Annotated in this window: 27 protein-coding genes; 16 read left to right on the top strand and 11 right to left on the bottom strand. The window is 62.7% G+C overall.

Going from position 1 to position 24,984, the window contains the following annotated elements; all coding sequences use genetic code 11:
* Positions 1–25: 25 nt before the first annotated feature.
* The gene (locus tag JJC00_RS02035; protein ID WP_200471108.1) at positions 26–1,393 is read right to left on the bottom strand and encodes a cytochrome P450; all 1,368 of its coding nucleotides are present in this window, start codon (positions 1,391–1,393) and stop codon (positions 26–28) included.
* A gap of 50 nt (positions 1,394–1,443) precedes the next feature.
* Positions 1,444–2,811: a hydrolase gene (locus JJC00_RS02030; RefSeq protein ID WP_200471107.1), complete on the bottom strand. Its 1,368-nt coding sequence runs from the start codon at positions 2,809–2,811 to the stop codon at positions 1,444–1,446.
* A gap of 139 nt (positions 2,812–2,950) precedes the next feature.
* Here JJC00_RS02030 and JJC00_RS02025 point away from each other — a divergent pair, with 139 nt between their 5' ends.
* The gene (locus tag JJC00_RS02025; RefSeq protein WP_200471106.1) at positions 2,951–4,639 is read left to right on the top strand and encodes an MFS transporter; all 1,689 of its coding nucleotides are present in this window, start codon (positions 2,951–2,953) and stop codon (positions 4,637–4,639) included.
* Positions 4,640–4,642: 3 nt separating this feature from the next.
* On the opposite strand, the gene JJC00_RS02020 is transcribed toward JJC00_RS02025, so the two are convergent.
* Positions 4,643–4,858 (bottom strand): hypothetical protein, encoded by a 216-nt coding sequence (locus tag JJC00_RS02020; RefSeq protein ID WP_200471105.1) that lies wholly within the window; start codon positions 4,856–4,858, stop codon positions 4,643–4,645.
* 181 nt (positions 4,859–5,039) lie between these two features.
* Positions 5,040–5,348: a hypothetical protein gene (locus JJC00_RS02015; RefSeq protein ID WP_200471104.1), complete on the bottom strand. Its 309-nt coding sequence runs from the start codon at positions 5,346–5,348 to the stop codon at positions 5,040–5,042.
* 253 nt (positions 5,349–5,601) lie between these two features.
* Here JJC00_RS02015 and JJC00_RS02010 point away from each other — a divergent pair, with 253 nt between their 5' ends.
* Entirely contained in the window at positions 5,602–6,654 is a 1,053-nt protein-coding gene (locus tag JJC00_RS02010) for a polysaccharide deacetylase family protein (protein ID WP_200471103.1), read from the top strand.
* A gap of 78 nt (positions 6,655–6,732) precedes the next feature.
* Here the strand turns inward: JJC00_RS02010 and JJC00_RS02005 are convergent, their stop codons facing one another.
* Entirely contained in the window at positions 6,733–7,089 is a 357-nt protein-coding gene (locus JJC00_RS02005) for a hypothetical protein (RefSeq protein WP_200471102.1), read from the bottom strand.
* A 240-nt stretch (positions 7,090–7,329) separates the two neighbouring features.
* On the opposite strand from JJC00_RS02005, the gene JJC00_RS02000 reads away from it, so the two are divergent.
* The 7 genes from JJC00_RS02000 (at position 7,330) to JJC00_RS01970 (ending at position 16,660) form a co-directional block, all read left to right on the top strand.
* Entirely contained in the window at positions 7,330–8,535 is a 1,206-nt protein-coding gene (locus tag JJC00_RS02000; protein WP_200469653.1) for an IS481 family transposase, read from the top strand.
* Between the two features lie 648 nt (positions 8,536–9,183).
* A complete protein-coding gene (locus JJC00_RS01995; protein WP_200471101.1) occupies positions 9,184–10,407 on the top strand; it encodes a tyrosine-type recombinase/integrase in 1,224 nt (407 codons plus the stop codon).
* 112 nt (positions 10,408–10,519) lie between these two features.
* The gene (locus JJC00_RS01990) at positions 10,520–10,792 is read left to right on the top strand and encodes a hypothetical protein (RefSeq protein ID WP_200471100.1); all 273 of its coding nucleotides are present in this window, start codon (positions 10,520–10,522) and stop codon (positions 10,790–10,792) included.
* 1,063 nt (positions 10,793–11,855) lie between these two features.
* Positions 11,856–12,116: a hypothetical protein gene (locus JJC00_RS01985; RefSeq protein WP_200471099.1), complete on the top strand. Its 261-nt coding sequence runs from the start codon at positions 11,856–11,858 to the stop codon at positions 12,114–12,116.
* Positions 12,113–13,084 carry a DUF7146 domain-containing protein gene (locus tag JJC00_RS01980; protein WP_200471098.1) on the top strand — a complete coding sequence of 324 codons (972 nt, stop codon included), beginning with the start codon at positions 12,113–12,115 and terminating at the stop codon, positions 13,082–13,084. Before JJC00_RS01985 ends, JJC00_RS01980 begins: the two co-directional genes overlap by 4 nt.
* Positions 13,081–14,835, top strand: a complete 1,755-nt coding sequence (locus JJC00_RS01975; RefSeq protein ID WP_200471097.1) for a YfjI family protein — start codon at positions 13,081–13,083, stop codon at positions 14,833–14,835. The genes JJC00_RS01980 and JJC00_RS01975 overlap by 4 nt, the downstream gene beginning before the upstream one ends.
* A 1,243-nt stretch (positions 14,836–16,078) precedes the next feature.
* Positions 16,079–16,660, top strand: a complete 582-nt coding sequence (locus JJC00_RS01970; RefSeq protein WP_200471096.1) for a hypothetical protein — start codon at positions 16,079–16,081, stop codon at positions 16,658–16,660.
* A 585-nt stretch (positions 16,661–17,245) separates the two neighbouring features.
* Here JJC00_RS01970 and JJC00_RS01965 read toward each other — a convergent pair.
* Together JJC00_RS01965 and JJC00_RS01960 are read right to left on the bottom strand one after the other, a co-directional pair.
* Positions 17,246–17,455: a hypothetical protein gene (locus tag JJC00_RS01965; protein ID WP_200471095.1), complete on the bottom strand. Its 210-nt coding sequence runs from the start codon at positions 17,453–17,455 to the stop codon at positions 17,246–17,248.
* A gap of 252 nt (positions 17,456–17,707) precedes the next feature.
* Complete coding sequence (locus tag JJC00_RS01960) at positions 17,708–17,986, bottom strand: hypothetical protein (protein WP_200471094.1); 279 nt, start codon at positions 17,984–17,986, stop codon at positions 17,708–17,710.
* A gap of 753 nt (positions 17,987–18,739) precedes the next feature.
* Between JJC00_RS01960 and JJC00_RS01955 the strand changes: the two genes are divergently transcribed.
* The gene (locus JJC00_RS01955) at positions 18,740–18,988 is read left to right on the top strand and encodes a hypothetical protein (RefSeq protein ID WP_200471093.1); all 249 of its coding nucleotides are present in this window, start codon (positions 18,740–18,742) and stop codon (positions 18,986–18,988) included.
* A 15-nt stretch (positions 18,989–19,003) separates the two neighbouring features.
* On the opposite strand, the gene JJC00_RS38540 is transcribed toward JJC00_RS01955, so the two are convergent.
* Complete coding sequence (locus JJC00_RS38540; protein ID WP_283816830.1) at positions 19,004–19,129, bottom strand: hypothetical protein; 126 nt, start codon at positions 19,127–19,129, stop codon at positions 19,004–19,006.
* 484 nt (positions 19,130–19,613) lie between these two features.
* Here JJC00_RS38540 and JJC00_RS01950 point away from each other — a divergent pair, with 484 nt between their 5' ends.
* The 4 genes from JJC00_RS01950 to JJC00_RS01935 all read left to right on the top strand — a co-directional run bounded on the left by JJC00_RS01950 (position 19,614) and on the right by JJC00_RS01935 (position 22,318).
* Positions 19,614–19,829: a hypothetical protein gene (locus JJC00_RS01950; protein WP_200473954.1), complete on the top strand. Its 216-nt coding sequence runs from the start codon at positions 19,614–19,616 to the stop codon at positions 19,827–19,829.
* A 165-nt stretch (positions 19,830–19,994) separates the two neighbouring features.
* Positions 19,995–20,318 carry a diguanylate cyclase domain-containing protein gene (locus JJC00_RS01945; RefSeq protein WP_433996476.1) on the top strand — a complete coding sequence of 108 codons (324 nt, stop codon included), beginning with the start codon at positions 19,995–19,997 and terminating at the stop codon, positions 20,316–20,318.
* A gap of 155 nt (positions 20,319–20,473) precedes the next feature.
* Complete coding sequence (locus tag JJC00_RS01940; RefSeq protein WP_246774069.1) at positions 20,474–21,628, top strand: YihY/virulence factor BrkB family protein; 1,155 nt, start codon at positions 20,474–20,476, stop codon at positions 21,626–21,628.
* Positions 21,629–21,931: 303 nt separating this feature from the next.
* Positions 21,932–22,318 (top strand): response regulator, encoded by a 387-nt coding sequence (locus JJC00_RS01935; protein ID WP_200471091.1) that lies wholly within the window; start codon positions 21,932–21,934, stop codon positions 22,316–22,318.
* 310 nt (positions 22,319–22,628) lie between these two features.
* Here the strand turns inward: JJC00_RS01935 and JJC00_RS01930 are convergent, their stop codons facing one another.
* A complete protein-coding gene (locus tag JJC00_RS01930) occupies positions 22,629–22,874 on the bottom strand; it encodes a hypothetical protein (protein ID WP_200471090.1) in 246 nt (81 codons plus the stop codon).
* Between the two features lie 72 nt (positions 22,875–22,946).
* Positions 22,947–23,072, bottom strand: coding sequence for a hypothetical protein (locus JJC00_RS38535; protein ID WP_283816788.1), 126 nt, complete (start codon positions 23,070–23,072; stop codon positions 22,947–22,949).
* Positions 23,073–23,271: 199 nt separating this feature from the next.
* On the opposite strand from JJC00_RS38535, the gene JJC00_RS01925 reads away from it, so the two are divergent.
* Both JJC00_RS01925 and JJC00_RS01920 read left to right on the top strand, forming a co-directional pair.
* Entirely contained in the window at positions 23,272–23,487 is a 216-nt protein-coding gene (locus JJC00_RS01925; protein ID WP_200471089.1) for a hypothetical protein, read from the top strand.
* Positions 23,488–23,663: 176 nt separating this feature from the next.
* On the top strand, positions 23,664–24,029 hold the full coding sequence (locus JJC00_RS01920) for a response regulator (protein WP_200471088.1): 366 nt from the start codon (positions 23,664–23,666) through the stop codon (positions 24,027–24,029).
* Positions 24,030–24,363: 334 nt separating this feature from the next.
* Here the strand turns inward: JJC00_RS01920 and JJC00_RS01915 are convergent, their stop codons facing one another.
* Positions 24,364–24,954 (bottom strand): inorganic diphosphatase, encoded by a 591-nt coding sequence (locus JJC00_RS01915; RefSeq protein WP_246774068.1) that lies wholly within the window; start codon positions 24,952–24,954, stop codon positions 24,364–24,366.
* Between the last annotated feature and the right edge of the window lie 30 nt (positions 24,955–24,984).

Below are 24,984 nucleotides of genomic sequence, written 5' to 3'. Positions count from 1 at the left end.
GGATCACGCCGACGGCCAGAGCCTGTCACCGGCGCGTGATGCGGAACAGGGGTGAGTGGTCCGGCTGGGTCGTGACGACGCCGCACGGAATGACTGGCGTCGCATCCGCCAGCTCGACGCGGAACGCGCCGATCAGCCGGGCCAGCGCCAGCACGGACTCGGCCTGCGCGAACGCGGCGCCGACGCAGACACGCGGGCCCGCGCCGAACGGCAGATAGGCGAAGCGATCGGGCGCCTCTTTCGACATGAAGCGCTTTGGAATGAACGCGTTCGGTTGATCCCACAGCTTCTCGTGCCGGTGCAGCAGCCAGGGTGCGATCATGATGATGTCGCCCTTGCTGACCTCAGCACCGGCCACAATGTCCTTGTCGCGCGCGGCCCGGGCGACAAGGAAGGCCGGCGGATAAAGCCGCATGGTCTCGTCAACCACGGCGCGGGTGAATTTTTGCCGGTCAATATCGGCCATGCTGTCGAGATGCTCGCCGCGTGTCTCGGAGGCGACCTCCTCCTGCGTATCAGGATCGAGCGCCAGCAGATAGAGCGCCCAGAACAGCGCAGTCGCGGTCGTCTCATGACCCGCCAGGATCATGGTCGCGACCTCGTCGACGAGCTGCTCGTCTGAAAAGCCCTTGCCCGTTTCAGGATCGCGGGCGTCGTCCATGAGATCGAACAGATCGCGCGGCGGCGCGCCGTCCTTCTTGCCCGCGGCCCGCCGCTCGGCGATCAGCATCGCCACGAACTCGGTCCAGCGCGTGCGGAAGCGGGCACGGGCCCGATCCATGGGCGTCCGCCAGGACACCGGCAGCACCATGTCGAGGAAGTAGGCCCGCCCGAGCCGCTCGGCATATTCCATGACGAAACTCCGCAAGGTCGGACCGTGCCGGTCCATCCCGAACGAGAACATCGTGCGCCCGGCGATCTCGAGCGTCATGCGCTGCATGACCTCGCGCAGATCGATCGGCTCGTTCGTGCGCGCATCCAGCTTCGCGATGGTCTCGTCGAGCACCGCCGTCATGTGCGGGACGAGATTGGCGGTAGCGCGTGGCGTGAAGGCGGGTGCGAGCGTCCGGCGCTGATGCGTCCAGGCATGACCCTCGGCGAGCAGGAGGCCTTCGCCGAGCACGGGACGTAGCATGCGGATCCCCGCCGGCGTCCGCGTGTAGTTCTCGTAGTTGCTGAGCAGGACGTGCCGGATCGCATCCGGCTGGTTCAGGATGAAGCTCTTGTGCAGCAAGAAGCGGCCCTGGATGATTTCTTCCTCATAGGCGCGCTGTCCCCAGGTCGCGATCATATTCTGCCTGATGACCGCAAGCCGGCCGAAGAACGACAAATTGTCCGGCGCGCGCGGCGGGGTCGGGGGGATGATGGGCCGACGCACGCTGGCGATGTTCATGGCTCTCTCCCGCAGATCTCGTCGCAGTAAAGGCTTGCGCAGGCAATTAGCTAGTAAGTCAGTTCGGCAACCGCAATCCTGTTCTCGGAGGCGGGCCAGGCACGTGCCACAATTCGCTCTTCGTTGAACTGGGCCACGATTTTACGCCCGATCTCGCTGGCCGGAAGGCGCAGGGTTGCTGCCGCATCCGTGGGCACGCCCGAATGGACGTCGGCGGGCTCCTGGCCGTCGAACAGGACGGTGTCGCGCGGCAGGCCGAAATAGCCGCGCGGGCGCGACATGATCACCACCGCACCGGCATCCTTGTCCGCGGGAATGAACGGGCGCGCGGCGCGCAAATGCACGACGTCGGAGGAGCGCGGGAAGGGCGAGCGGTAGAAATGCGTCGTCGGGGCGTCGGGTGAGGTCAGGACGAGCTCGAGCGGCAAGGTGGAATCGACCGCGGCCGGCCCCCAACGGCCGTCGGCGCCCGTCGTCGAGCGATGCACCACGCCCCTGCGCTCTCCGCTCTCGCCGTCGACATAGTTGACCTCTACCACCGCCCCGGCCACCGGGCGATTGGTCGGCATGCCATCCACCGCGCCTGTGACCAATCCGCTGAGGCGGACGGTGCGCTCCGGCGTGATCGCGATGCGCGCAGGCTCGCGGCCGGCGATGAACTTGTAGATCTCACGGAAAGCTCGCGGGTGATACGCCGTCTCCCGATGGTCGATCGTGCCGAGCACGAGATTGGTCGCACCCTTCAGCTCCGGTCCCTCGGCGGTGACATTGGTCGGCACGCCCGGCTTGCCTATGAAGCGTCCATCGGGTTGCGCATATTTGTCCATGCCGTCGCTGCGCAGGGTGAGGAAGGCTGTGCCCGGCGTCACCTCGCTGTCGCCGTCGTTCAGGCCGCGCAGGAAGGTGCCGCGTCCGTTGAACTCGCTGCCGAGCAGATCATCGAGCGCAAACACGCCATGATTGGGCGTGCCGCACAGGACCGCGTGACTGACATCGCCGGCGCCGCCGTTCTTGATGACGTTGCGGATGGAGTTACCGCCGCGCGAGTTGCCGACCAGCGCCACGCGCGCCGCGCCCGTGCGGCGCTTCAGCTCGGCGATGGCAGTGGCCAGTTCGCGGCGCTGATCCTCGGTCGAGGAGCGGTTGGCCTCCTCGACCGTATCGTCGGCGCGCGCTGTTGGATTGGTGAAATTGATCGCCATCATGCGGTCGCGCGCGATGCCATTGGACTCCATCCGCCACAGCGTCGTCATCCAGAGCGCGTCGTAGTCGCCATTGCCATGGACGAACAGGATCGGCGACACCTCAGTGCTCTGGGCCGCTGACGGCGCTTGCGCCAGCGCATCGGTGCGGAAGTTCGCAACCGCGAACGCCAGGCTACCCGCACCCTGCAAGATCGTCCGTCGCGACAGCTTCATCTGCTCCTCCCCCGGGCAAAACGATGTCTTTGCACTGCTTATAGCGGCCTAACCACTGGACAGCGAAGGACTTTCGCGGGCATCACTGAAGATGCCGGAATCATTGGAGCCATTTCTGCCAGACGATTTGGAAGAGGATATGACCGAGCAGACGAACCACCAGAGACGTCCCGCCGACGGCATTACGGCTCCCCTGCGGTATACCGTGTTCCGGCGCATCTGGCTCGCGAGCCTGCTCTCCAATCTCGGCCTCCTGATCCAGGGCGTGGGCGCGGCGTGGGCGATGACGCAAATGGCGGCCTCCGCCGACAAGGTGGCGCTGGTGCAGACCGCCCTGATGCTGCCGATCATGTTGATCTCGATGCCGGCCGGCGCCATCGCCGACATGTATGACCGCCGCATCGTGACGCTGGTCGCACTCTTGATCGCACTGGCGGGCGCAGCAGCGCTCACGATCCTCGCCGGGCTGCAGCTCATCGCCCCGGAATCGCTGCTGGCCTTCTGCTTCGTCGTCGGCAGCGGCAATGCGCTGTTCGGTCCCGCCTGGCAGTCCTCGGTCAGCGAGCAGGTGCCGCCGGAGGCGCTGCCGTCGGCGGTGGCGCTGAACGGCATCAGCTACAATATCGCACGCAGCTTCGGTCCCGCTGTGGGCGGCGTCATCGTGGCCGCCCTTGGCGCGGTCGCAGCGTTTGCATGCAATGCGATCCTCTATCTGCCGCTGCTGGTGGTGCTGCTGCTCTGGCGGCGGACCACCGAGCCATCGCGGCTGCCGCGGGAGAAGCTCAACCGCGCCATGGTCTCGGGCTTCCGCTACATCACCAACTCGCCACCGATCAAGATCGTGCTGCTGCGCACGCTGGTGATGGGCCTGATCGGCGGCGCCGTGATGGCGCTGATGCCGCTGGTCGCACGCGACCTGCTGCACGGCGGCGCGCAGACCTACGGCATCATGCTGGGCGCCTTCGGCATGGGCGCCGTGGTCGGCGCGCTCAACATCCACGAGCTGCGCAAGCGCATGAGCGGCGACTCCGCGATCCGCGTCTGCACGATCTCGATGGCCTTTGCGATGGCGGCCCTTGCGCTCTCGAGCGAGCCGGTGCTGACCGCGGCCGCGCTGGTGCTGGCGGGAGCTGTCTGGATGGCGGCTGTCGCGCTCTTCAACATCGGCGTGCAACTCTCCGCGCCGCGCTGGGTCGCGGGGCGATCGCTCGCGGCGTTCCAGGCCTCGATCTCCGGCGGCATCGCAATCGGCGCCTGGGGCTGGGGTCATCTCACCGACTATGCCGGGGTCGAGGTCGCGCTGCTGACTGCCGCCGGGTTGATGCTGATCTCGCCCGTTCTCGGCATCTGGCTTGCGATGCCGCGCGTCGGCGCCCGCAACGAGGACGCCGATGTGCTGGCCGATCCCGAAGTGAAGCTGTCGCTGACCGGGCGCAGCGGACCGCTGGTGGTCGAGATCGAATATCGCGTCGCCCAAGAGAACGCCCGCGCCTTCCACAATGTGATGCAGGATGTGCAGCTCTCAAGGCAGCGCAACGGCGCCTATGGCTGGTCGATCGCGCGCGACATCGCAGACCCGGAATTGTGGACCGAGCGCTATCACTGTCCGACCTGGTTCGACTATCTGCGCCAGCGCAACCGATCGACGCAATCCGAACGCGCGCTGCACCAGCAGGCGATCGATTTTCACGTCGGCCCCGAGCCGGTGCGGATCCGCCGTATGCTGGAGCGGCCGTTCGGCTCGGTGCGTTGGAACGAGGCGACGCCGGACCGCGCGAGTGCCGAGGTGTTGCCGGTGGTCGCGACCGCGGCGGGCAGCAGCACGTAGTCCTTACTGCCCGTGCTCCGTCAGCACCTTGTCGCAGGCTTTGCTCAGCTTGGCGCGATTTTGCTTCAGGCAGGCGAGCACGGCGCTATCGCCATTATTCATCACGGCGCGGCAATGACGCGTGACGTCGCGCGCGCAGGCGTCGTGGCCGGGCTGCTGCTGCGCTGACGCGCCAGATCCGCACAGAACCAAAGAAACAATGAAAAAGAATCTGGTCATCGCGTAATGCCTCGTACCCCGAAGATGTGCGGGCGAAGCTAGTGCGACGATCCCTTAGCCGCAACGGCTTTATTGGCAGGCTGACTTTGCATTCTGATTGGCGCCGCCGCGTGGCCCCGGCTCGACGCCGGGGCACATCGCGAGGGGAGCTCACCGACGCAACGATGCACTCGCTGCGCTCTTATTGACCGTCCTGGGCGTCAGCGACCTTGCGTGAGGCGCCCTTGGCGAGGTCCTTGTCCATCACCGCGCGACAGCCGGCGCTCAGATCCGAGCGATGCTTCATCATGCACGTGGTGATCTTCGGGATGTTGGGGATCTCCGACGAGCACAGGCGGAAGGCATCGCCGGTGCACATCTGCTGCGCTTCGGCCGAGAAGGCGAAGCTCGAGGTCGTCGAGATGATCGAGACGATGGCGGCAAAGCCCAGAGCCAGGCTTGTGTCGCGGATCTTGGCGGTCAAGGACTTGGTGTTCAGAGAGGTGGTCATTTGAAGCTCCCATTGGCGCCGCGGGAAGCGGGCCCGTTGTTGATGGGAATGACCATGCTCCGCCAAAATCCTTTCCACTGTGATCACCGTCACGGGCGGCCTAGCTTTTGTGACATCGGTCACTTTGGCGCAGCCAGCTGAAATTCCACCACAACCGCTGTCGTGTTGGTGTCACGTTAACTGTTCCTTCGCATTAATGGCCGGGCACGCGGGAAATTCCGCTGGTTTGGTTGCGTATTTGGAAAGATTAGCGATGCGTAATGCGTTGGGCCTGATGCTGGCCAGTGTCCTTGCGGCGGTCGTGATCGCCGGAGGTTGGTACTTTTATTCCTCGCGCGCCGACCAGGGCGCCCCCAAGACAACGGCCGCCCGCGCCGCCGATCCTCTGCCGGCGCCGGCCAAGCTTGCCGCCAAGGATGACGTCGAGACCACTGCGGCGCTCGCGGGCAAGCCCGCCGCTCCTGCCGCCGCGCCCGCGCCTGCACCGGCGCCGGTTCAGCAGACGGCGACCTGCACCAATCCGAATGCTTTGGGCGTCTCCCGCGTGGTCGAGATCGACACCACCGGCGGCCCCGGCTTCGGCTTCGATCATTTCAAGCAGTTCGACTTCCTCACCGACAAGGAGGTCGTGTTGACCTTCGACGACGGTCCCTGGCCGGTGAACACGCCCGCAGTGCTGAAGGCGCTCGCGGATGAATGCACCAAGGGCCTGTTCTTCTCGGTCGGCAAGCATGCGACCTATCATCCGGAAATCCTGCGCCAGGTGCTGGCCCAGGGCCACACGGTCGGCACGCACACCTGGTCGCACGTCAACCTGAACGGCAAGAAGATGACCGAGCAGATGGCGAAGGACGAGGTCGAAAAGGGCATTAGCGCGGTGAAATGGGCGCTCGGCACCAATCCGTCGCCGTTCTTCCGCTTCCCGCAGCTTCAGCACAATCCGGCGATCGTGAGCTATTTCGGCACCCGCAACGTCGCGATGTTCTCGACCGACATCGACTCCTTCGATTTCCGGAAGGGCGCGACGCCGGAGAAGATCATCGAGACGGTGATGACGCGACTCGACAAGCTCGGCAAGGGCATCATCCTGATGCACGATTTCCAGAAGCACACCGGCGAAGCAATGCCGGCGCTGCTCGCGCGGCTCAAGGCCGGCGGCTACAAGGTCGTGCAGATGAAAGCGAAGACGACGCTTCAGACGCTGCCGGAATATGACGAAGCGCTGATGAAGGACATGAAGGTGCCGACCGCCAGCACGACCACGCGTCCGATCTCGAGCGTGGTGCAGACAGTCTCGCAGCGCTAAGCGCCTCAGGTTTCGGCAAGCATGATGGCCGGGCTCAGCAGCCCGGCCATTTTCATTTTGGGAGCGACACGCCGCCGCTTACCAATAGACGCCGTGACTGTGCAGCTCGGCGATGATGCGGCCTTCGGTCCACCGCTTGTGCCTGGGCTTGTCGGCCTTCGCCGTCGTCTTTGCTACAGGCCTGGTCGCGACGGGCGCTGACGTCGTTGCCGCAGCCGGCGCGGTGGCCGAAACCGCCGGCGGCCGGTCGACATATTTCGGCGCGTCGGGGACTGGTGCGACTTCACTCACCTGAATCGTTGCGGTGGTCGGCGCAGCCGCTTGCGCAGCCGGTACCCGCTCATTGGCCGTGGCCAGCGAAAGACTGCGTGAGCCACCTGCCTGGGCAGATGCGGAAGCCAGAACCATGGCGGCGACCAAAATGATCTTGCGCATGTGAAATCTCCCCGTGTTTGCGTGACCGGGACACTAGGCGAGAGGTGCGCGAGGTTATGTGATGGAAATCACGCAGATGGATGGCACGAGATCAGCCAGTTGACCTCGTGCGGCAAAGCGCAGTCCAAATGTCAGATGATAGTGCTTGGCTGGACATTTTTGAGCGGCCCGAGACATAGGTGACAAAACGTACCGGACACATGGGTTACACTTTCCGCTTTTGTTCTGCGGGAGGTGTGGATGCCGTGGAAAGCGAGTTCGGTGATGGAGGAGCGCCTGCGGTTTGTTGCCCGGCTGTTGGATGGCGAGGCAATGACGGACGTATGCCGGGATTTCGGCATATCGCGGAAGACCGGCTACAAGATCTTTGGTCGGTACAAGGAGCACGGGCTTGAGGCCCTGACGGACCGGTCGCGGCGGCCGGTCCGCTACGCCAACCAGCTGCCGCAGCAGCTCGAAAGCCTGATCGTACGCCTGAAAACCGAGAAGCCACATTGGGGAGCCCGCAAAATCCGCGAGCTCCTGGTCCGGCGGCTGGATGGTGACGTCAGGGTGCCGGCCAAGAGCACCATCCATGCCGTGCTCGACCGCCAGGGCCTGGTCAAGCGCGCCCGTGAACGGAAGACCCCGGCGCAGGGCACGCGGTTGTCGGCCGCGGTTGCGCCCAATGACCTCTGGTGCGCCGACTTCAAGGGCGAGTTCAAGCTCGGCAATGGGCGCTATTGCTACCCACTCACCGTGACCGATCAGGCTTCGCGGTTCTTGCTCATGTGCGAAGCTCTGGAGTCGACGCGAGAGGAACTGGCAGTTACGGCGTTCGAGCGGCTGTTTGCCGAACGCGGGCTGCCGCTGTCGATCCGCTCCGACAATGGCGTACCGTTCGCCAGCCCCAATGCGCTGTTCAACCTGTCAAGGCTCTCGGTCTGGTGGCTTCGTCTCGGCATCGCCATCGAACGCATCAAGCCTGGCCATCCGCAGCAGAATGGCCGTCACGAGCGCATGCACCTGACGCTGAAGAAGGAGGCGACCCGGCCGCCAGGCTCGAATATTCTGCAACAACAAGACCGCTTCGATGCCTTCGTTCACGAATTCAACACGGAAAGACCGCACGAGGCGCTCGACATGAAGTGTCCGGCGGAATTGTATGCGGCTTCACCGCGCCACTATGACGGCTTGCCCGAACTGTCCTATCCATTCCATGACCGCGACGTCCTCGTCACGGCCTGCGGACGGCTCTGCCTGCATCGCAAGAGGATCAACATCTCGAGCGTGCTGGCCGGCCAGAAGCTCGGCATCAAGGAAGTCGACGATGGCATTTGGCTCGTCAGCTTCATGCACTACGATCTGGGATACTTCGACCTCGAGCAAAAGACCTTGCAACCCCTCGACAATCCATTCGGCCCGAAGCCCGTCACCGATGTTCCCGGTACGACATTGTCGCTCTGACCGAGATGCACTCTTGCTCATTCTTGGCATGGCAGCCACCGGCTTGGCCGCGCTGAGCCGTCAACCCCCGAAGCCCCGTAGGGGGCGCGCCCTTGGCGCGCGGGCTTGACGGCGAAAGTGCGGGCCGAGCAATAATGGCCATGCCAACGAATGCGTGGAGTGAGTGACCCTGCAACCCTTCGACAACCCGTTCGGCACGAGGTTGTCACCCATGTCTTAGGTACGACCTGTTACCTATGTCTCCGGGCTGGACATTTTGAGCGCTGGTGCCGCAAGAGGGACTCGAACCCCCGACCCCGTCATTACGAATTGTGTGTTCTAGCCTACCGCGCGGTTCCGCCGACTTCCGCTTCAGACCAGCGGTGCTGCTTTCCGTTGATATATTAACAATTTCTGCTTCCGCTTGTTTCCCTTCGTTTCTGTACCTATTCTCTACGAGTGCTGACCCGGTGCTGACCCGAGGAGCGCCAGCGGACGGTGGGAATCGAATCCGAATTCCGCACTTCCTCCCTTAAGCTACTCCCCGCGTCAAAAACGGCCCCCGTCGTGTACGAGCGAGCAAAAAAACGACTTGGCCGCGCGGGACGGGCTCCGCTGGTACGTTTTGAAGCCGGGCCGCCCTGAGACGGTTTTGGATGAAGCAAACGCATGCGCCAGAAGCTGACACCCGCGTTCGTGACCGAAGCCACCGCTACGCCCGGCGCCGGACGAACCACCTATTGGGACGAGGGGCTACCCGGCTTCGGCCTGATGGTCACGCGCAATGGCCACCGCAGCTACGTAGTGCAGTATCGTGCTGGCGGGCGCTCCAGACGCATGCACCTTAAGAACGGCCTGACGCTGACTGCGGCCCGCAAAGAAGCGAGGGCGATCCTCGGTGACGTTGCCAGAAACCGCGACCCGCTTGGCGAGCGGCGCAAGGCCGAGCGTGCCGAGAGCAGCACGGTCAAGGCGATTGTCGAGGAATATCTAACACGCGAGGGTAAGCGGCTGCGCAGCATCAACGAGCGCCGGGCGACGCTGCAACGCCACGTGTTGCCGAGACTCGGCGCCCGGCTGATCGGCGACATCACACGGACCGACATCGTCCGCCTGCTCGATCGCGTCGCTGACACGGCTGGCGCGCCCATGGCAGATCACGTGCTGGCACATCTGCGCCGCGTGATGAGTTGGCATGCCTCGCGCAGCGATGATTTTCGCAGTCCGATCGTGCGCGGCATGGCCCGGACCAGCCCGAGCCAGAGGCGGCGGCAACGCATCCTGACCGATGCCGAATTGCGGGCGGTGTGGCAGGCCGCAGAAGCCCCAGAGACAGCGTTTGGCTACCTCGTGCAGTTCTTAATCCTGACCGCTGCGCGGCGCAATGAGGCGGCTTCTATGCAACGCAGCGAGGTCTCCGGCGACGAATGGACCATCCCGCAAGAGCGCTACAAGACGGGGCTCGAATTGGTAGTTCCACTGTCGTCAGCCGCTCAAGCCATCCTTACCGCCGTGCCGAAGATCGGCAAAAGCGGACTGGTGTTCACCACTGACGGCAAGCACCCACTCAGCGGCTTTTCCAAGTTCAAGCGTGCCTTCGATGACAAGGTACTTGCGAAATTACGCGAGCACGACCTCGACGCGACGCTGCCGCGCTGGACGCTGCACGATCTGCGGCGCACCGCGCGGTCGCTGATGTCGCGCGCTGGCGTACCGAGCGACCATGCCGAGCGCTGCTTAGGCCACGTGATTGGCGGCGTGCGCGGTGTATACGACCGACACCAATACTTGCCCGAAAAGCGCCGTGCGTTCGAGGCTCTCGCGGCGCTAGTCGAGCGCATCCTCAATCCGCCGGCCGACAATGTCGTGCTGCTGGCTAGGGCCGAGCCGTGACACCCCCCAGATACTCTAGGGCGGCAAAACGTGGGCGGCCCCCTCGGCGATGTACCGGCAAAAATTTCATGCCCCCCTATGACATCAGATAAACTGTGCGGTGGAGGACCAAATGAGCAGTATGTTGACCGACGATAGGATCAAAGAGATTGCGAGCGAAGCTGCGCGGGAAAACCACATCGGCTTTACCAATGTAACAACCGCACCCGCGATCGACTCCAAGGGCGGTGAGGCGATCGAAATCACCATCGAACTTACGGCCGGATCGTCAGCGGCGATCATGGGAAAGCCTTCGGCGCTCACGGTATCCGAGGTTATCCGGCGACTGGCGGACGCCGGTGAGGGCCGCTTTCCCATCGTACGTTACATCGAAGCGCGTCCCTGACGATGTCGCCTCCTGATCCTTTTGCGTTTGTTCGATCAGGCAGATGCGTTGCTAGCCACAGGCCAGCCCCTGCAAACCGACCTACGCCGCGCGATCTCCGCAGCATATTACGGATTGTACCATTTCACGCTGACGGCTGCGGCCGACATGGTTGTTCCATCGAGCAATCGGGCAACGCCACGGTATAGCTTGGTGTATCGGAGCGTTGATCACGCTCGCTTGATGACGCTTTGCGGACAGTTGAGTCGCCCCGCTGCCTCCCGTGGCACCATATGTGCCGTCGGGCGGCGTTGGTCCGGTCGCCGACTTTGCACGGATACTGTGCGAACTCCACGAGCTGAGAAATATCGCGGCTATGATCCGTCGCGTGATTTCACCATTGATGAGGCAAAAATTACGGTTCGCAATGCGCGCGAGGCTGTCGAATTTTTCATGAACGGTACTGACGCCCAACGCGAAGCATTCTTGACCTTGGTGCTTTTTAAGCCGCGCGGTTAATATCGCCAAGCGGCAGCTAGGCTAACGGGCCGAACGCGTGCCGCCGTTCCTCTTCTTTGCGGAGGCGCGATGCCTAACAAGACGCGACGGCGTAGGCCACGACAGAGCACCGCTCAGCGGCGCCGACAGGCCTCTGCGCCGAAGAGCCAACCAACCACCATCGCGTGGTTTCAACCTTTGTCGGAGCCTGTGCGTCCTCCCACACGCGAGGACGTGGACAAGATACGGCGTGACGAACGGCACAAGGCCCTAGCCGATCAAGCCGGACGTGCGCGGGCCGCGAAAGATCGAGACAAAAGACGCCTACTCGCTCTAATCCATGAGGAGGCGCGCGCTGGTGATCCGGCGAAAGTCCGGCTGGGTTGGGTGAACGATCGTCTGCGCGAGCTTGGGCGTCCAACTATATCGCTCTCGACGCTCTATCGCTGGCTCAACGAGCCAATGAAGTAAACCACCAGTAGAATTTCTCGCATTCTTGAAGAATGCGAATCTAGCCCCCTCCCCAGTATCCGCTCACCTGTTCTAGCGTTCGGCATCGTGATCAAACGTCAGAGGACGTGGTGCCATGGACATAGACGAGAAACTCATCGTCGGATACGCGCCGCTCGCGAGTTTTCTGACAGAGGCCGGATTTCAGATATCGAAAAGCACGGTCTCGAAGTACTGCTCCCCAGCCATCAATATCGGTCCGCCGGTCGAGGGTTACTGGGGAAGACTTCCGGCGTTCAAGCCGAGTCAGGCAATCGCATGGGCCAGAGCCAGACTTAAGCCGGTGGGCGCCGTGCGAACGAGGTCACGGCCGGAACAGGTTGAGGCCCGCTCATGATCGCCACCGCCGAGCGCCGCATCCCGGCGGACAAGATCATCAAGGCGCGCGGGGTGCCGATTGCGGACGAACTCGAACGCCACGGCATCGAGCTGCGCCGCGTCGGGCGTGAACTTATCGGTCCATGTCCGGTGTGCGGCGGCTGCGATCGGTTTGGCGTGAACGTCGCGAAGGGCGTCTGGAATTGCCGCCGTTGTCAGCGCGGCGGCGATGTGATCGGCCTTCTTCAACACCTCGATGGCTGCGACTTTACTGAGGCAGTGCAGCGACTTGCAGGCGACGGGGGGAGACCTGCGCCCCCGATTAGGATACGAGATGCAGTAAGACCAGATCGCGCCGACGAAGATCGCAAATGCGCGGAAAACCGAGATAGTGCCTTCGCGATCTGGTTCGAGGCGCGGCCTATCAGGGGCACGCTTGCTGCGCGCTATCTCACCGCTACTCGCTGTCTCGAATTGCCGCCACGGGTCGATGAGGTCCTACGCTTTCATCCATTGTGCCCTTTCGGCCCCGGTGTCCGACACCCGTGTTTGTTGGCCTTGTATCGGTGCGTGATCACCAATGAGCCCCGCGCAATTCATCGGACGGCCCTGACCCCTACTGGCTCCAAAATTAATCGCCTCACACTCGGGCCCACGAGTGGTGCCGCGATCAAGCTTTCGGCCGACGATGAGATTGAGCACGGGCTTTTTGTTGGCGAGGGCGTTGAAACTACTCTGAGCGCAATGACATTTGGCCTACGCCCGGCATGGGCGCTCGGCTGCGCGGGCGCTATCAAGAAATTCCCCGTCCTTACTGGCATCGAGGTACTAACAATTCTCGCCGATAACGATGCGAACAGTACCGGCCAAGACGCGGCGCGTCACTGCGCAAAAACATGGAGTGCGGCGGGCCGTGAGGTGCGGCTGATCACGCCGAACCTCGAAGACACCGACATCGCCGACATTTTGAGCGAGAGGGCGCGATGAGTAATTTCCGCAGTCAGGCGTTTTCCGATTCGGTCGCTCGCGACGCTGCGTGGAAGAAGGTCGTGGGGCACTGGCAAGCGACTGGCGAATGGAGCGAGGCCAACGGCCCACGGCCCGGCGAATCCGATTGTCGCGTGCCAGCCTATCTGTTGACGAATGGAGTGCGTGTCGCCGATGCGCACAGTATCGCCCCGGACTTCCCGCCGGGAGTAGCCACCGTGGAAACCATCGCGCCGCGATCATCAACAGACGACGCGCCCCACGAGGACAACGCCGCGCGTACCACCGAGGCAAAATCCGAAGCGCCGCGAGCACTCATGCGCGAGCCGCCGGCGGCTGATCCGTTCCCTGTCGATGCGCTTGGCCCACTTCTTGGGTCAGCGGCCCGTGCGATCAATGACCGCGTGCAGGCGCCGATCGCAATTTGCGGGCAGGCTGTGCTCGCCGCAGCCACCCTCACCGTTCAAGGTCACGCTGATGTCGAATTGCCGACGGGGCACGCAAGGCCAACGTCTGGATTCTTCATCAGCATTGCTGCCACTGGCGAGCGCAAGAGTGCTGTTGACCGCGAGGCGTTATGGCCCATTCACAAGCGTGAGGCCGCCCTGCGTGCGGCGTTTGTTGACGAAATGCTGCAATTCGAGAACGCGGAGGCCGCATGGAAGAAGGCCCGTGAAGTTGCGATGAAAAGTGCGCGCGGCGACCGCGCGCGCATCAAAACGGCGCTGGATGCGCTTGGCGCCGCACCCATCCGGCCGTTGACGCCGGTGCTCACCTGCAACGAGCCCACATTCGAGGGTCTCTGCAAGCTGCTGGCCGTGGGGCAGCCGAGCGTTGGAATTTTCGCAGCCGAAGGCGGTCAATTTATCGGCGGGCACGGGATGAGCGACGATGCCAAGCTGCGGACCGCCACTGGTCTATCCGCTGTATGGGATGGCGAACCACTCAAGCGCGTGCGCGCGCTAGACGGCGTGACGATATTGCCCGGAAGGCGGGTGGCTTTGCATTTGATGGCGCAGCCGGATGTCGGCAGCATCTGGCTCGGGGATCGACTGCTTCTCGAGCAAGGCCTTCTGTCGCGAGTCCTGCTAACCGCGCCTGAACCAGCGAGCGGCACCCGCATCTGGCGCGAGGCATCGGCAAAAAGTGACAGCTCAATGTTGGCATATGGGCGAGCGCTCCTCGACATCTTGGAGTCGCCGATGGCAATGGCTGACGGAAGGCAAAACGAGTTGACCCCCCGCAGTGTGCCGCTGTCAATGACCGCGCGGCGTTTATGGATTGCCTTCCATGATCACATAGAAGCGCGATTGGGAATTGGCGGCGAACTCGAGCCGATACGCGGGCTTGCTAACAAATTGCCCGAACACGCTGCGCGAATCGCCGCTGTACTGACGTTGTTCGGCAACATTGACGCAAGTGAGGTCGGCTCGACCGAGATGGAGGCTGGAATAGCGCTCGCGCAACACTACGCGGCCGAGGCAATCCGGCTCTTTGGTGCAAGTCGCGCGAGTAGCGATCTGCATGAGGCGCAGGCCCTTCTGACTTGGCTCCGCACGGTCTGGCTAAAGCAAAGCACGCTCGTGTCCCTGCCTGACATCTACCAGCGCGGCCCGAACTCCATCCGCGATAAGGCCCATGCTCGCCGTGCAGTTAACCTGCTCATCGGCCATGGCTGGCTTGTCGCCGCTCCAGCCGGAGAGGTTGCAGGCTCCTTCCGTCGGGAGGTTTGGGAAATCGTGGGGGGCTGACGGCCATGACTTTCGCCTTCACCAAGTTTGATCCCCACGCCTTTCTTGAAAATGCGATTCAAGAGGCGGGCCCATCTAAACCCGCTAAACCTGCTAAAGCGCTGGAACGGCAACCCGAAACTTTAGCAACTCTAGCTGGTTTTAGCGGGTGGGCACCCTTACGCGCGCATTTTTGCTGCGCTCTGCGAACGCTGCCCCGACTACATCGAAGCCGATCGTTGGCAGCAAGCCGTCCACGACAGCCGCTGTTTTCTGGCCAAGTGGGGTGACAAAGCCGCCGCGCTCGGCTGGACGCCGCAGGACCTATTCGGCCTGCACACCCCGCCAGAGCAACCGCATCCATCTTATGACCGGCTGGGCCGTTACGACCAAATTGGCCTTGTCTGGTTGCTAAACGGCCGGTTGGTAGTCGCACTCACCGAGACGAGTGCGGCCGTCCAAACCAGCGGTGGCACCAGTCTCGTCTATCGGAGGGCCAGATGAGCGCCCTCACACGCAACAGCGACGGTACGCCGCAATCAATCGATGGGCGTTGTACTCGATGAGATGTGTAAAACAACCGTTGGGGCTTATTGCCAATGACAAAGGGCCGACAAATGGCTGACAGATACTACGACGAGCCGTGCTTTTGTAACATCGTGCACGACTCGCTTGAGCGCGAACTCAAGCGCTCAGTGCCGAAATATTCTGAGGATAAAGGTCCCACGGTGATATTGGAAAGCCGTTACGGCGAGCCGGATGAACTCCAATGCATGGCCACGGTTCTCGATGCGCTTGGGATGCCGCTACGGCCCGCGGTTGAACAGATGTACTGCGATTCCCAGTGCGGGCATATCAGGGTAACCATATGTTTCGAGTGACATCCTTCTGGCCAAGATTATCGCCGGCCGACTTGGTCATATGCTGGATGCCTACACCGTCGCACACCATGGTCTGAAGCGCCATGCCGGACTGCGTGTGACTTACGGCGACAAGCATTTGGCCTGCGTGTAGGGGAAAAGTGAGCGCCTTAGTCGCTCGCCAGGTTGCAGGCAGTGCTACCTCGTGTGGACTACCCCTGTGATAGTCACGAGCACAATTGAACGGTTCGATACAATTTATCGATACAGCGGCGGTCGGCGGACACTTCGTCGAGATCATGGCAGGATCGCCCGCTGTGCGATAAAGTCGCACAATGCGAAGGCAGGCTTTCCGCCGGGGCGGAGCGCCCAAGACTCAGAGAGTCTCGTCAGAGGAAGCAACCATGAAACGGTTGATCCTAGCTCTCATATTGCTGGCCACCCCGGTACATGCATCCCAAATTACCGCGAGTAACGGCATTGTCTACCTGACTGGCAAGATCGATTCCGGAGATGAGAGAATCTTTGATGCTCGCACGGCGAACATGCCGGCAGGCACCATCGTCAAGCTCGGAAGCAACGGCGGGAACCTCTTGAGCGCCATGAAGATCGGCACCATCGTAAGCAACCGTGGGTTTGATACGTGGGCGAGCACTTGGGCACCATGTGCATCGGCCTGCACATTGATTTGGTTTTCTGGTCGGCACGCGATTGTCCAGCGCAACACGCTGCTTGTGTTCCATATGCCCTACGACTCTAGAACTGGGGTTGCTTCGCCAGAAGGCGCCGTGTTGATGAGCGCCTATTTGCAGAGCCTCGGCCTTACTCAGACACAAGCAGACTTTCTGGCTACGACGCCATCAGAGGGTTGGCCGGCAACGGAGGCGGCTGCCCGACGGCTCGGATTCCGGTGGCAGTTGATTGTGAACATCTTGGGTAACGGTCTGCACTCCTGCCAACAGAAGATTTGCCTGACCATTCCATAACGAAGTTCTAGTGGTCTGCACCAAGCAAGTGATTACCAGATTCGACCGCATGGCTTTGGTGCTTGCATAGCTGGTCAGTGGTTGCGGTCATCCGATCGAGCATCGAATTTGCGATCCTGACGCAAAGCCGCTGCTTGAAACGGAGATGAATCGGATCAATCACCAACAGGGCCTGCGGCCTCGACGGTGCATGCACGAACATGGTTGAGGATCAGCTCCTATCGCCGGCTGACCGCCCCGCTCTTGCGGTGAGACCTGTAACCAGCCGCGAGAGGGCCCCAGCCGACTTGCAGGGGGCGCGCCCGCCATTAAGATTCACAGACAGTTTTCGGGTGGTCAGGAGAGGACGGTTAGAACAGTCACTTAGGCTACATACACTTGGACATACACCCTGCGAGCGTTCAGTCGATGCGGGGTGGACTGATCTCTTGAAGACTACCCAGATGTACGCTCGCTTCCAGAATGAGGGCGGGATATCGCTCAAGGCCCATATGGTCTTCCAATATTCAGCCAGTTGCTTTGGAGTTCTCATATTTCCCCAACCGCGATGCTGGCGTCACTCAGGAGCCTGCCAACCATCCTCCCCTACTCTCGTGCGGCACATACCTTCATCTCCGTGTCGCCCGAATTGCCTCCCGCAGCAGCAAATCGCTTGATCCAAGGCGCATCGTTCTTCTTGAGATAATCATCGTCGCCTGAATTCGGCGTGTATTGCATGGCGCTTGTGATCTCAAACGCGCCGATCTTCCGTTTCAATTGTCGTTCGTTGGCGAAAGTCTGGAAGACTTTGACCATTGCAATCGGAACGTTCTCGTCAAACGCTATTTTCAAGCAGCCTTGCGCAACTCTTGCTCAAATTTCACAGCTTCGCGGACCTGTCGCTCCGGCACAGGGCCCCGTTTTTTGACCTCATAGCCGAGGGGGTGGCCACCTTTTTTTTCGGCGGTAGGTGGACCCAAGGGGAGGTACAGAAAAAATAGCAGTCTTTGCGCTGCGCTTCGATGCCCAAGCCGCTCTTGCCTTGGCGAGATCGGTTGTTACGCGATATTAGGCAGACGCCTTCTGCCGCGCCTCAACGGCTCGAAACCCCGCCCTGCACAACTGCGCAATGGCCGCCTCGATCGCCCTATCATTGGTGCGCTGATCCTCCGCGAGCACGCCGATCTTTATGAACGCGTCGAGCGCCTCGGCCCAATCCACGACCTCGATGCGCACACAGCGCGCACCAGCCTGCTTGCGCTTCCGGCACCGCTGCACCCGCTGCACGTTCTGCCGCTTCCGTTTGGCGATGCGCTCGACGAGCAGCTCGTTCGGTGTCGCATCCATCTCAGTCACCGGATCGCATCTTCCGCACCAAGCCGATCATGAGGCGCAGATATGTGGCCGGGTCCTCCTGGCAGACTTGTCGGAGCGCCCGCCGACCATGCCGCTTCCAAGCTGCGAACAAGTCGTCGACATAAGCTTCCCGCAAGAGGTCGCGCGACGGCCGACCTGGACCACCAACCCAGCCTTTGAGAAAACGACCGTAGCTATCGCGCAAGGCAACCGGCCGCTCAGACGACGGAGCCACCCGCTCGCTGGCGGCATCACTCGGTGCCGCAATACGCCGCCTGATCCGAGCCTTGCCGGCGATCTCCAGCGCTCGAGTGAGCTTCACGCTGGCCTCCATGGCCTTCCTGGTTAATGCATTAATGGAAACAGGCTGAGAACCCGGATGCAAAATCCCATCTCAGCGACAGCCACTCTAACATTTCCAAAGCCTTAGCGCTAACTGGCGTCGATTTAGGGGGCGCTGCGGGGACTCAAGCACAGGGCCCCGCTTTTTTGACCTCATAGCCGAGGGGGTGGCCACCTTTTTTTTCGGCGGTAGGTGGACCCAAGGGGAGGTACAGAAAAAATAGCAGTCTTTGCGCTGCGCTTCGATGCCCAAGCCGCTCTTGCCTTGGCGAGATCGGTTGTTACGCGATATTAGGCAGACGCCTTCTGCCGCGCCTCAACGGCTCGACTCAAGGACCAAGGTGTCTACCGGCTACGCTCGCGGGCGGCTCCCAGAGGCTCGAGAACACAAGGATGGAGCAGATGGCTGATGTGACCTACTACGTCGCTCTACCGTTCGTTTTCTCCGACGACGGCCTAGCCGCCGGTGAGGCGGCGGAATGCCTCAGCGCCAACGCCGCCGTCATGCGAGCCGAGGCGCTGTCGCGCAAACCCGGCTGCGCCGGCGCGCTGGCCTTCAGCCGAACCGGAGATCCTGCCACCGGCGACTTCGGCGACGCCAAGCTGATCCGGAAGTTCGGGGACGTGCCGGACGACCTGAGCGCGCTGTGACAGGGCAAACTAAGTTCACTCGTCGCTCGGACTGGCGGCCTCTCCCGGTTCGAGCAGACTCAGCGCGGTCTCGATCTTCGCGAGCAGTCTTTCGATTTCAGCGCGCTCGTTCGGCCCGGGATCGCTCTCAAGCTGCTCCATGAGCCGTTCCTTCCGCGCAAGCAAATTCGCGACCGTCGACATCGACTTCCCCCGGGGTTTTGAGCGGCATCTTCCAGAGACTTGGTACGCCGGTGACGATCCCGCCAGTCCTGTCGTCCCGACCGGCGGCCCATGCCGAGCGCTACTTCGCCGGCGGCCGCAGCGGGCTCTCGACCCACTTCAAGGCGGCGGGGTCGTGCAGCGGGTCCTCCTCGCAGGCGTGGCAGACGTATCGCTCGTCGCCCCGGCCCGTCGGCTCGGGCACAAGCTTCATCGCTCTCCCGCAGTGCGGACACCGCTTTCGGATCAGGCGCAGCTCGGACATCTGGATTTCCCCCTGCCGCGAACAGCTTAGTTCCGCAACGGTCGCTCGCTCAATAGGAATCGCAGAGCACACCGCAGCGAGCGGATGGCACTTGACGTCACCGGCCGATTTACTCAACTTCTCGCTTCGGTAGCGTTGGTGGGGTGACGGGTCATGGCGCTGGAGCAGGAATTCTACCGGACGATGGCGCATCGCGTGCGCGAACTCGCCGGAAGGGCCGACCCATTTACCCGAAGACGATTGCTGGCGCTGGCGGAGCGATACGACGCCAACGGCGGCAAGCCTTCACCGGTTTCCCGCTCCACCGAGCGTCCACTACCGCCGCTGCGTGTCGTCCCACCGGTCGCGGCCCTATCCGCGTCGGGCGAGGCCTGACGGAAGAGCTCACCCGTTCCGGCCCTTTGCGGTTGCGAAGCGTTGGCACGCCGTTCGTATTCGTCGGCCAGCGCATTGAGCCGCGCGATGTTCGGATCGTTGATCGAGGCCGCCAGGCGCCGGCACCTCTGGGCCTCATCGAGCAATCGAGTCCTCTCGTCTTCCATGGCAACTCAGCCCGCTTCTCGCGGCGGCGAGGAGTTCGCGCTGCTGCTGCCGAACACGGACGCGGAGGGCTGCGAGCTCGTCGGCGAGAATGTCCGCCGGGCGCTGCGCGACCTCGGCATGCTGCACGCGCTGAACCTGCCGTCCAAGATCGTCACGGTGAGTCTCGGTGGCGCGACCAACATGCCCTCGCAGGGTGCGCTGGAATGCGGCTCCCTGGTGGCGGCGGCCGACCGCGCGCTCTATGCCGCCAAGGACGGCGGCCGCGACCGTCTCGTCATGTCGGGACAAGTGGTCGCATGGCCCGGCGCCAAGAGCGCCTGAGCCCGCGTTTGGGCACCTCGAGAGCGCGATCGAAAGGATGGCGGCGAGATCAGTGACTGGACCTTGCGTTCGTTGGCCACCGCCGCGCGCGTTGCGAAACCTACCGAAGAGGAACTCATTCTCCGCGGTGCGATTGAATTCCGCGGAGGAATTCGATGGTCAAGATGCCGGAGCCGGATACCCGGCGTACGGAGCGCGGCGGGTGGAGCCTCGCGGCAGCACTGGGACTTCTTGCGGTCGCCTTCCTGTGGGATCGCCTGTCTCCGCCTGAGAACGTGGCCCGGTCCGACAAAGAAGAAGCTCTTCCCCGCAAGGAGGCGCCCGATCGCGACGCCTCGGCGATCGGTCTGGCGACCGAAGGCGCCGATCGGGGCCGGGAGGCGGAATCGCCGTCCGAGATTCCGGCGAAGGGATGGAAGGATATCCTGCTGCGGGTCTACGGCAACATCTCCGAGCACCGCGTCCTCGCGCTCGCCGCCGGCATGACCTACTACAGCCTGCTCGCGATCTTCCCGGCGCTGGCAGCCCTCGTCGCGATCTACGGCCTCTTCTCGGATCCGGGCAGCATCGCCAAGCATCTCGACCAGGTCTCCGGATTCATTCCGGGCGGCGCGATCGATGTCGCCAGAGATCAGCTCACGCGCGTCGCCTCGAAGGGCAACCAGACGCTCGGTCTCACCTTCACGATCGGCTTGGGGGTCTCGCTCTGGAGCGCGAACGCGGCGATGAAGTCGCTGTTCGACACGCTCAACATCGTCTACGGCGAGAAGGAGAAGCGCGGCTTCGTGAAGTTGAACGCGGCGTCGCTCTCCTTCACGCTCGCCGGCATCGTCTTCGTCCTGATCGCGCTCGGCGCCGTCGTCGTGCTGCCGGTGGTGCTGAACTTCGTCGGGCTTTCGGACGCCGCCGATCTCCTCATTCGCCTCGCCCGATGGCCCGCGATGTTCGTCGCGGTCGCATTGGGGCTCGCGCTCATCTATCGCTTCGGCCCCAGCCGCGAGGCGCCGCGCTGGCGCTGGATCACCTGGGGCAGCGTGGTTGCGACCGTGCTGTGGCTTGGCGCCTCCGCGTTGTTCTCATGGTATGCCGCCAGTTTCGGCAAGTTCAACGAGACCTACGGCTCGCTCGGCGCCGCGATCGGCTTCATGACCTGGCTCTGGATCTCAGCGATCGTGATCCTGCTCGGAGCCGAGCTCGACGCCGAGATGGAGCACCAGACAGTGCGCGACACGACAACTGGATCCGAGAAGCCGATGGGCGCGCGTGGTGCGAGGATGGCCGATACGGTGGGCGCGGCCCGCAGCGGCTGATCCTCCGGCCCCGTCGACAACAGCGATCCGCCGCATTCCGGGGGCCGCATGCAAAATGGCCGCAGACGAACCGCCTGCGGCCCACCGGCAAAAATATCAATAGCGATGAAAACGCCAGCCCCGGTGCTGTGGAATACATAAGGCCATCCGCCGCGCATTTTGGATTCTGTGAGTCTACGGACAGCCAGCAGGCACGATGGCCCAGCTACCCAGGCGGGTTTCGGTCCACTTTTAATACTTCTACGGGAACCCGAATGGGCCCCGCTGCGTAGAATCGCCGGTACTTCGCAAGGGGGCATCGAGTTGACCGACTCTCTCACCGTGCTGGTCGCGGAGGACGACTACCAGATCCAGGAGATGCTGGAGGAGGCATTGAGCGAAGCCGGCTTCCGGCCGCAAATCCTGTCCTCGGCCGAGGAGGCGGCGACCGTCCTGCGGAGCGGTATCTATGAGTTTCGCGCGCTTGTGACGGACGTCGGCCTGAAGGGTGCGACGACCGGCTGGGATCTCGCTCGCCTGGTCAGAGAGCGCGCCGCCGACTTCCCCGTCGTCTACGTGACCGGGACCCCCCCCGGCGACTGGGCCAGGCTCGGAGTGCCGAACAGCATCCTTCTCACCAAACCATTCGCGCCGGCGCAACTCGTCACCGCGGTCGCGCAGCTTCTCAATACTGGCGGCGCCAAAGGATAAAGGATGACGCCGTCCCGCGTCCTGATCGCGCGCGCAGATGGCGTTTCACTACAGGTTCCGTAGGACTGGTCCGCAACCTTCCGCCGATCGGTGAATTGACCTCTCAAGGCTTCGGGGCTTCGCAATGCGCGAGGCATTTCATGAATTCCTTGTCGACAGGCGACGCGATCGTCACGGTTGCCATCATGACCAGCGCCTTCCTGATCGAGGTCGCCGTCTTCGCCTTGGTCGGCATGTTCTGAGGCTATTCCACGCACAACGAAAATCGCGAACGGCTCGCGACGCGGCGAAGTGCTTCGGACCGGCGCGATCACCCTTGCTTCAGCGCGTTCTTGACCTCACGCACGGGCCAGCTTTCGCCGGCTGGTATGACGCGGACCTTTACGCCGCCGCCGACCAGCGCGTGCGAGGCCACCTCGTCGTCGGCCACGGCGACCGCTAAATCGGTTTCGGGTTTCCAGGCGAGCGTGAGATCCAGATCGCCTGGAAACACCTGCCATTTCGAGCCGTCTTCGAGCTCGACGATGTGGCTTTCAGAATGGGACCGGATCTTCATCTTTAGGCCGCGTCCAGATTCTGCTCCGGGCCGCGCTGCACGAACGGGCGACGCAGCCGGCCCGCCTCGTCACTATGGCATCTTGGACACCTGAACCGGATATCCGGCTGCGCGGATGACGTCCGCTGCAGGTTCGCGGCCATGGGCCAGGCGCCGCAGCGGGGACATTTCTCCCAAAAGCGTATCGGTTTCGATCATCTGATGGCTCCTTCCAGGCAAGTCCCATGGCTGCGAACGGCTTGAACTTGCGGAGGTTCCGTCTCGGCACCTTCCAGACCTGGACGCCGTCGACGTGGCGCCAGGCAAGGATCTGCGCCCGAACCAACGACTGCTCTTCCCGTTATGTCCGTTATGTGCTGCATCGTGACGCCGCCACCACGTGCGCCAGAGGAAATCCATGAGAACCGACTCGCCCCAGCATCTCGATCCCGGCAGCGAGGGGGACCCGAGCTATCTCGAGTCGCTGATCCGCGACGATTACGGGCAATGCCATCCGGGCGAGACCTTGGACGATCTCAAGCGGCGCGCGTCCTTTTCGAAAGAGGACAGAGGACTGCTGCGGGACTGGATGGCCGTAGCGGCCGCTCGGGCGACCATGGGGCGTCCTCGATGAAGCTGCAGATCGGAGCTTCATCCTTTACTACCAGCACACGAACGGCCTTGCCGATTTCCCTATCCCTCGCGTTGCGCCGAGGCCGCTTGAGCCCTCCAGTCCCGCTCACGCCAGGAACGACGACGCAATTGGGCAGTTCGACATGCGTTGCGAACGCTATCCCAAGTGAGCCGCCAGTGAGCGTACTTCTCGTCGAGGACGACCCCCTTATCCGTGAATTCGTTGTCGAAGCGCTGCGCGATGCGGGCTACCACGTCATCCACGCGAGCAACGGGGAAGAGGCGCTGGACTGGTGCAAGCGCCACGTCGCGGACGTGCTGGTCACCGACGTCAGGCTGCCCGGGAACATCGACGGCTGGCAGATCGCGGAGCGCTGCCGCGAAAGCGATCCGGAATTGCCGGTCATCTACGCGACGGGCTTTTCGCCCGCCACACCACGCCCCGTCCCGGGCAGCCGGATCGTCCAGAAGCCCTTCCATCCGGAGGAGATCGTCCGCATGATCAAGGAGCTCGGCGAGGAAAAGGAAGCGCCGCCGGGTTAGCTGCTCTCGCGGCCGAGCCTTGCGATCGCCGTAGCCTGGACCGCCGTCGGATCCGTCGCTTGGGTGCACCACGCCCTTCCCGCGGAATCAACCTTTTGGCAGCGTAATTTCGTCAGGCCCAAGATGCGAGTTTTGAAGTATTCGGTAGATGTTCGACCCGGGCCCGTCTCCGATGTGCTGGCGATGGTTCGTCGGCGTGCTTGCGGGCATCGAAGGCTTCGCGCTACCGGCTCGCGCGATCAACCTTGCTTCAGCGCGTGCTTGCCCTTCTGAGCTCCCGCGCGGTCGCCTTGAAATCTCCAGTATCGAAGAAGCGGCGCGCCAAGGTCTAAAGCTACCTATCGTCTTTCGCGAAAGCCTTTGCCGCATCCTTGATGGCCTGCACCGCAGCCTTAGGTCCCTTCCAGCCGATGATGTTGAGCTTCTTGTCTTCAAGTTCGTCGGTCGCCTTGAAGAACTTTTCAAGCTCCTCACGGATCGGCTTCGTTAGATCATCGATGTCCTTCAAAGCCTGCTCGGAGTGCGAGCGCCGTGGCACGGCAAAGAGACGGTCATTGCGCTCGGCTTTGCTTTTGCTCTTCTGCGCGATCTGGAGGATTCCGATGACCCGGCAGGTAACGACCAGGCCGGGGAAGGTCGCCGCATCATGGATCACCATGACGTCCAGCGGGTCGCCATCATCGGCTTTGGTCGAGGGCACGAAGCCCCAGTCGTGTGGATACGTAAGGCCGGTCAGCAGCGATTTGCTGAGCGCGAAGCATTCAAGCTTCGGGTCGTACGCGAACTTGGTGCGGCTGCCGCGCGGTGTTTCGACGACGACGTGCACGTCGCCGTCTTCTGTGAAGGGTGGCAGGTTGAAGAAATTGGGCATAGCGCACTGTTTCTCGGATAGATGAGATGCAAGCAACCAGGCGTTGGATTCCAATTGTAGAGACCGGGGCGGCCCCGCCGCCCA

This window comes from Bradyrhizobium diazoefficiens (assembly GCF_016616885.1).
Taxonomy (GTDB): domain Bacteria; phylum Pseudomonadota; class Alphaproteobacteria; order Rhizobiales; family Xanthobacteraceae; genus Bradyrhizobium; species Bradyrhizobium diazoefficiens_F.
Note: the sequence above shows the minus strand (reverse complement) of the source record. Positions and strands in the feature narration are given on the sequence as shown.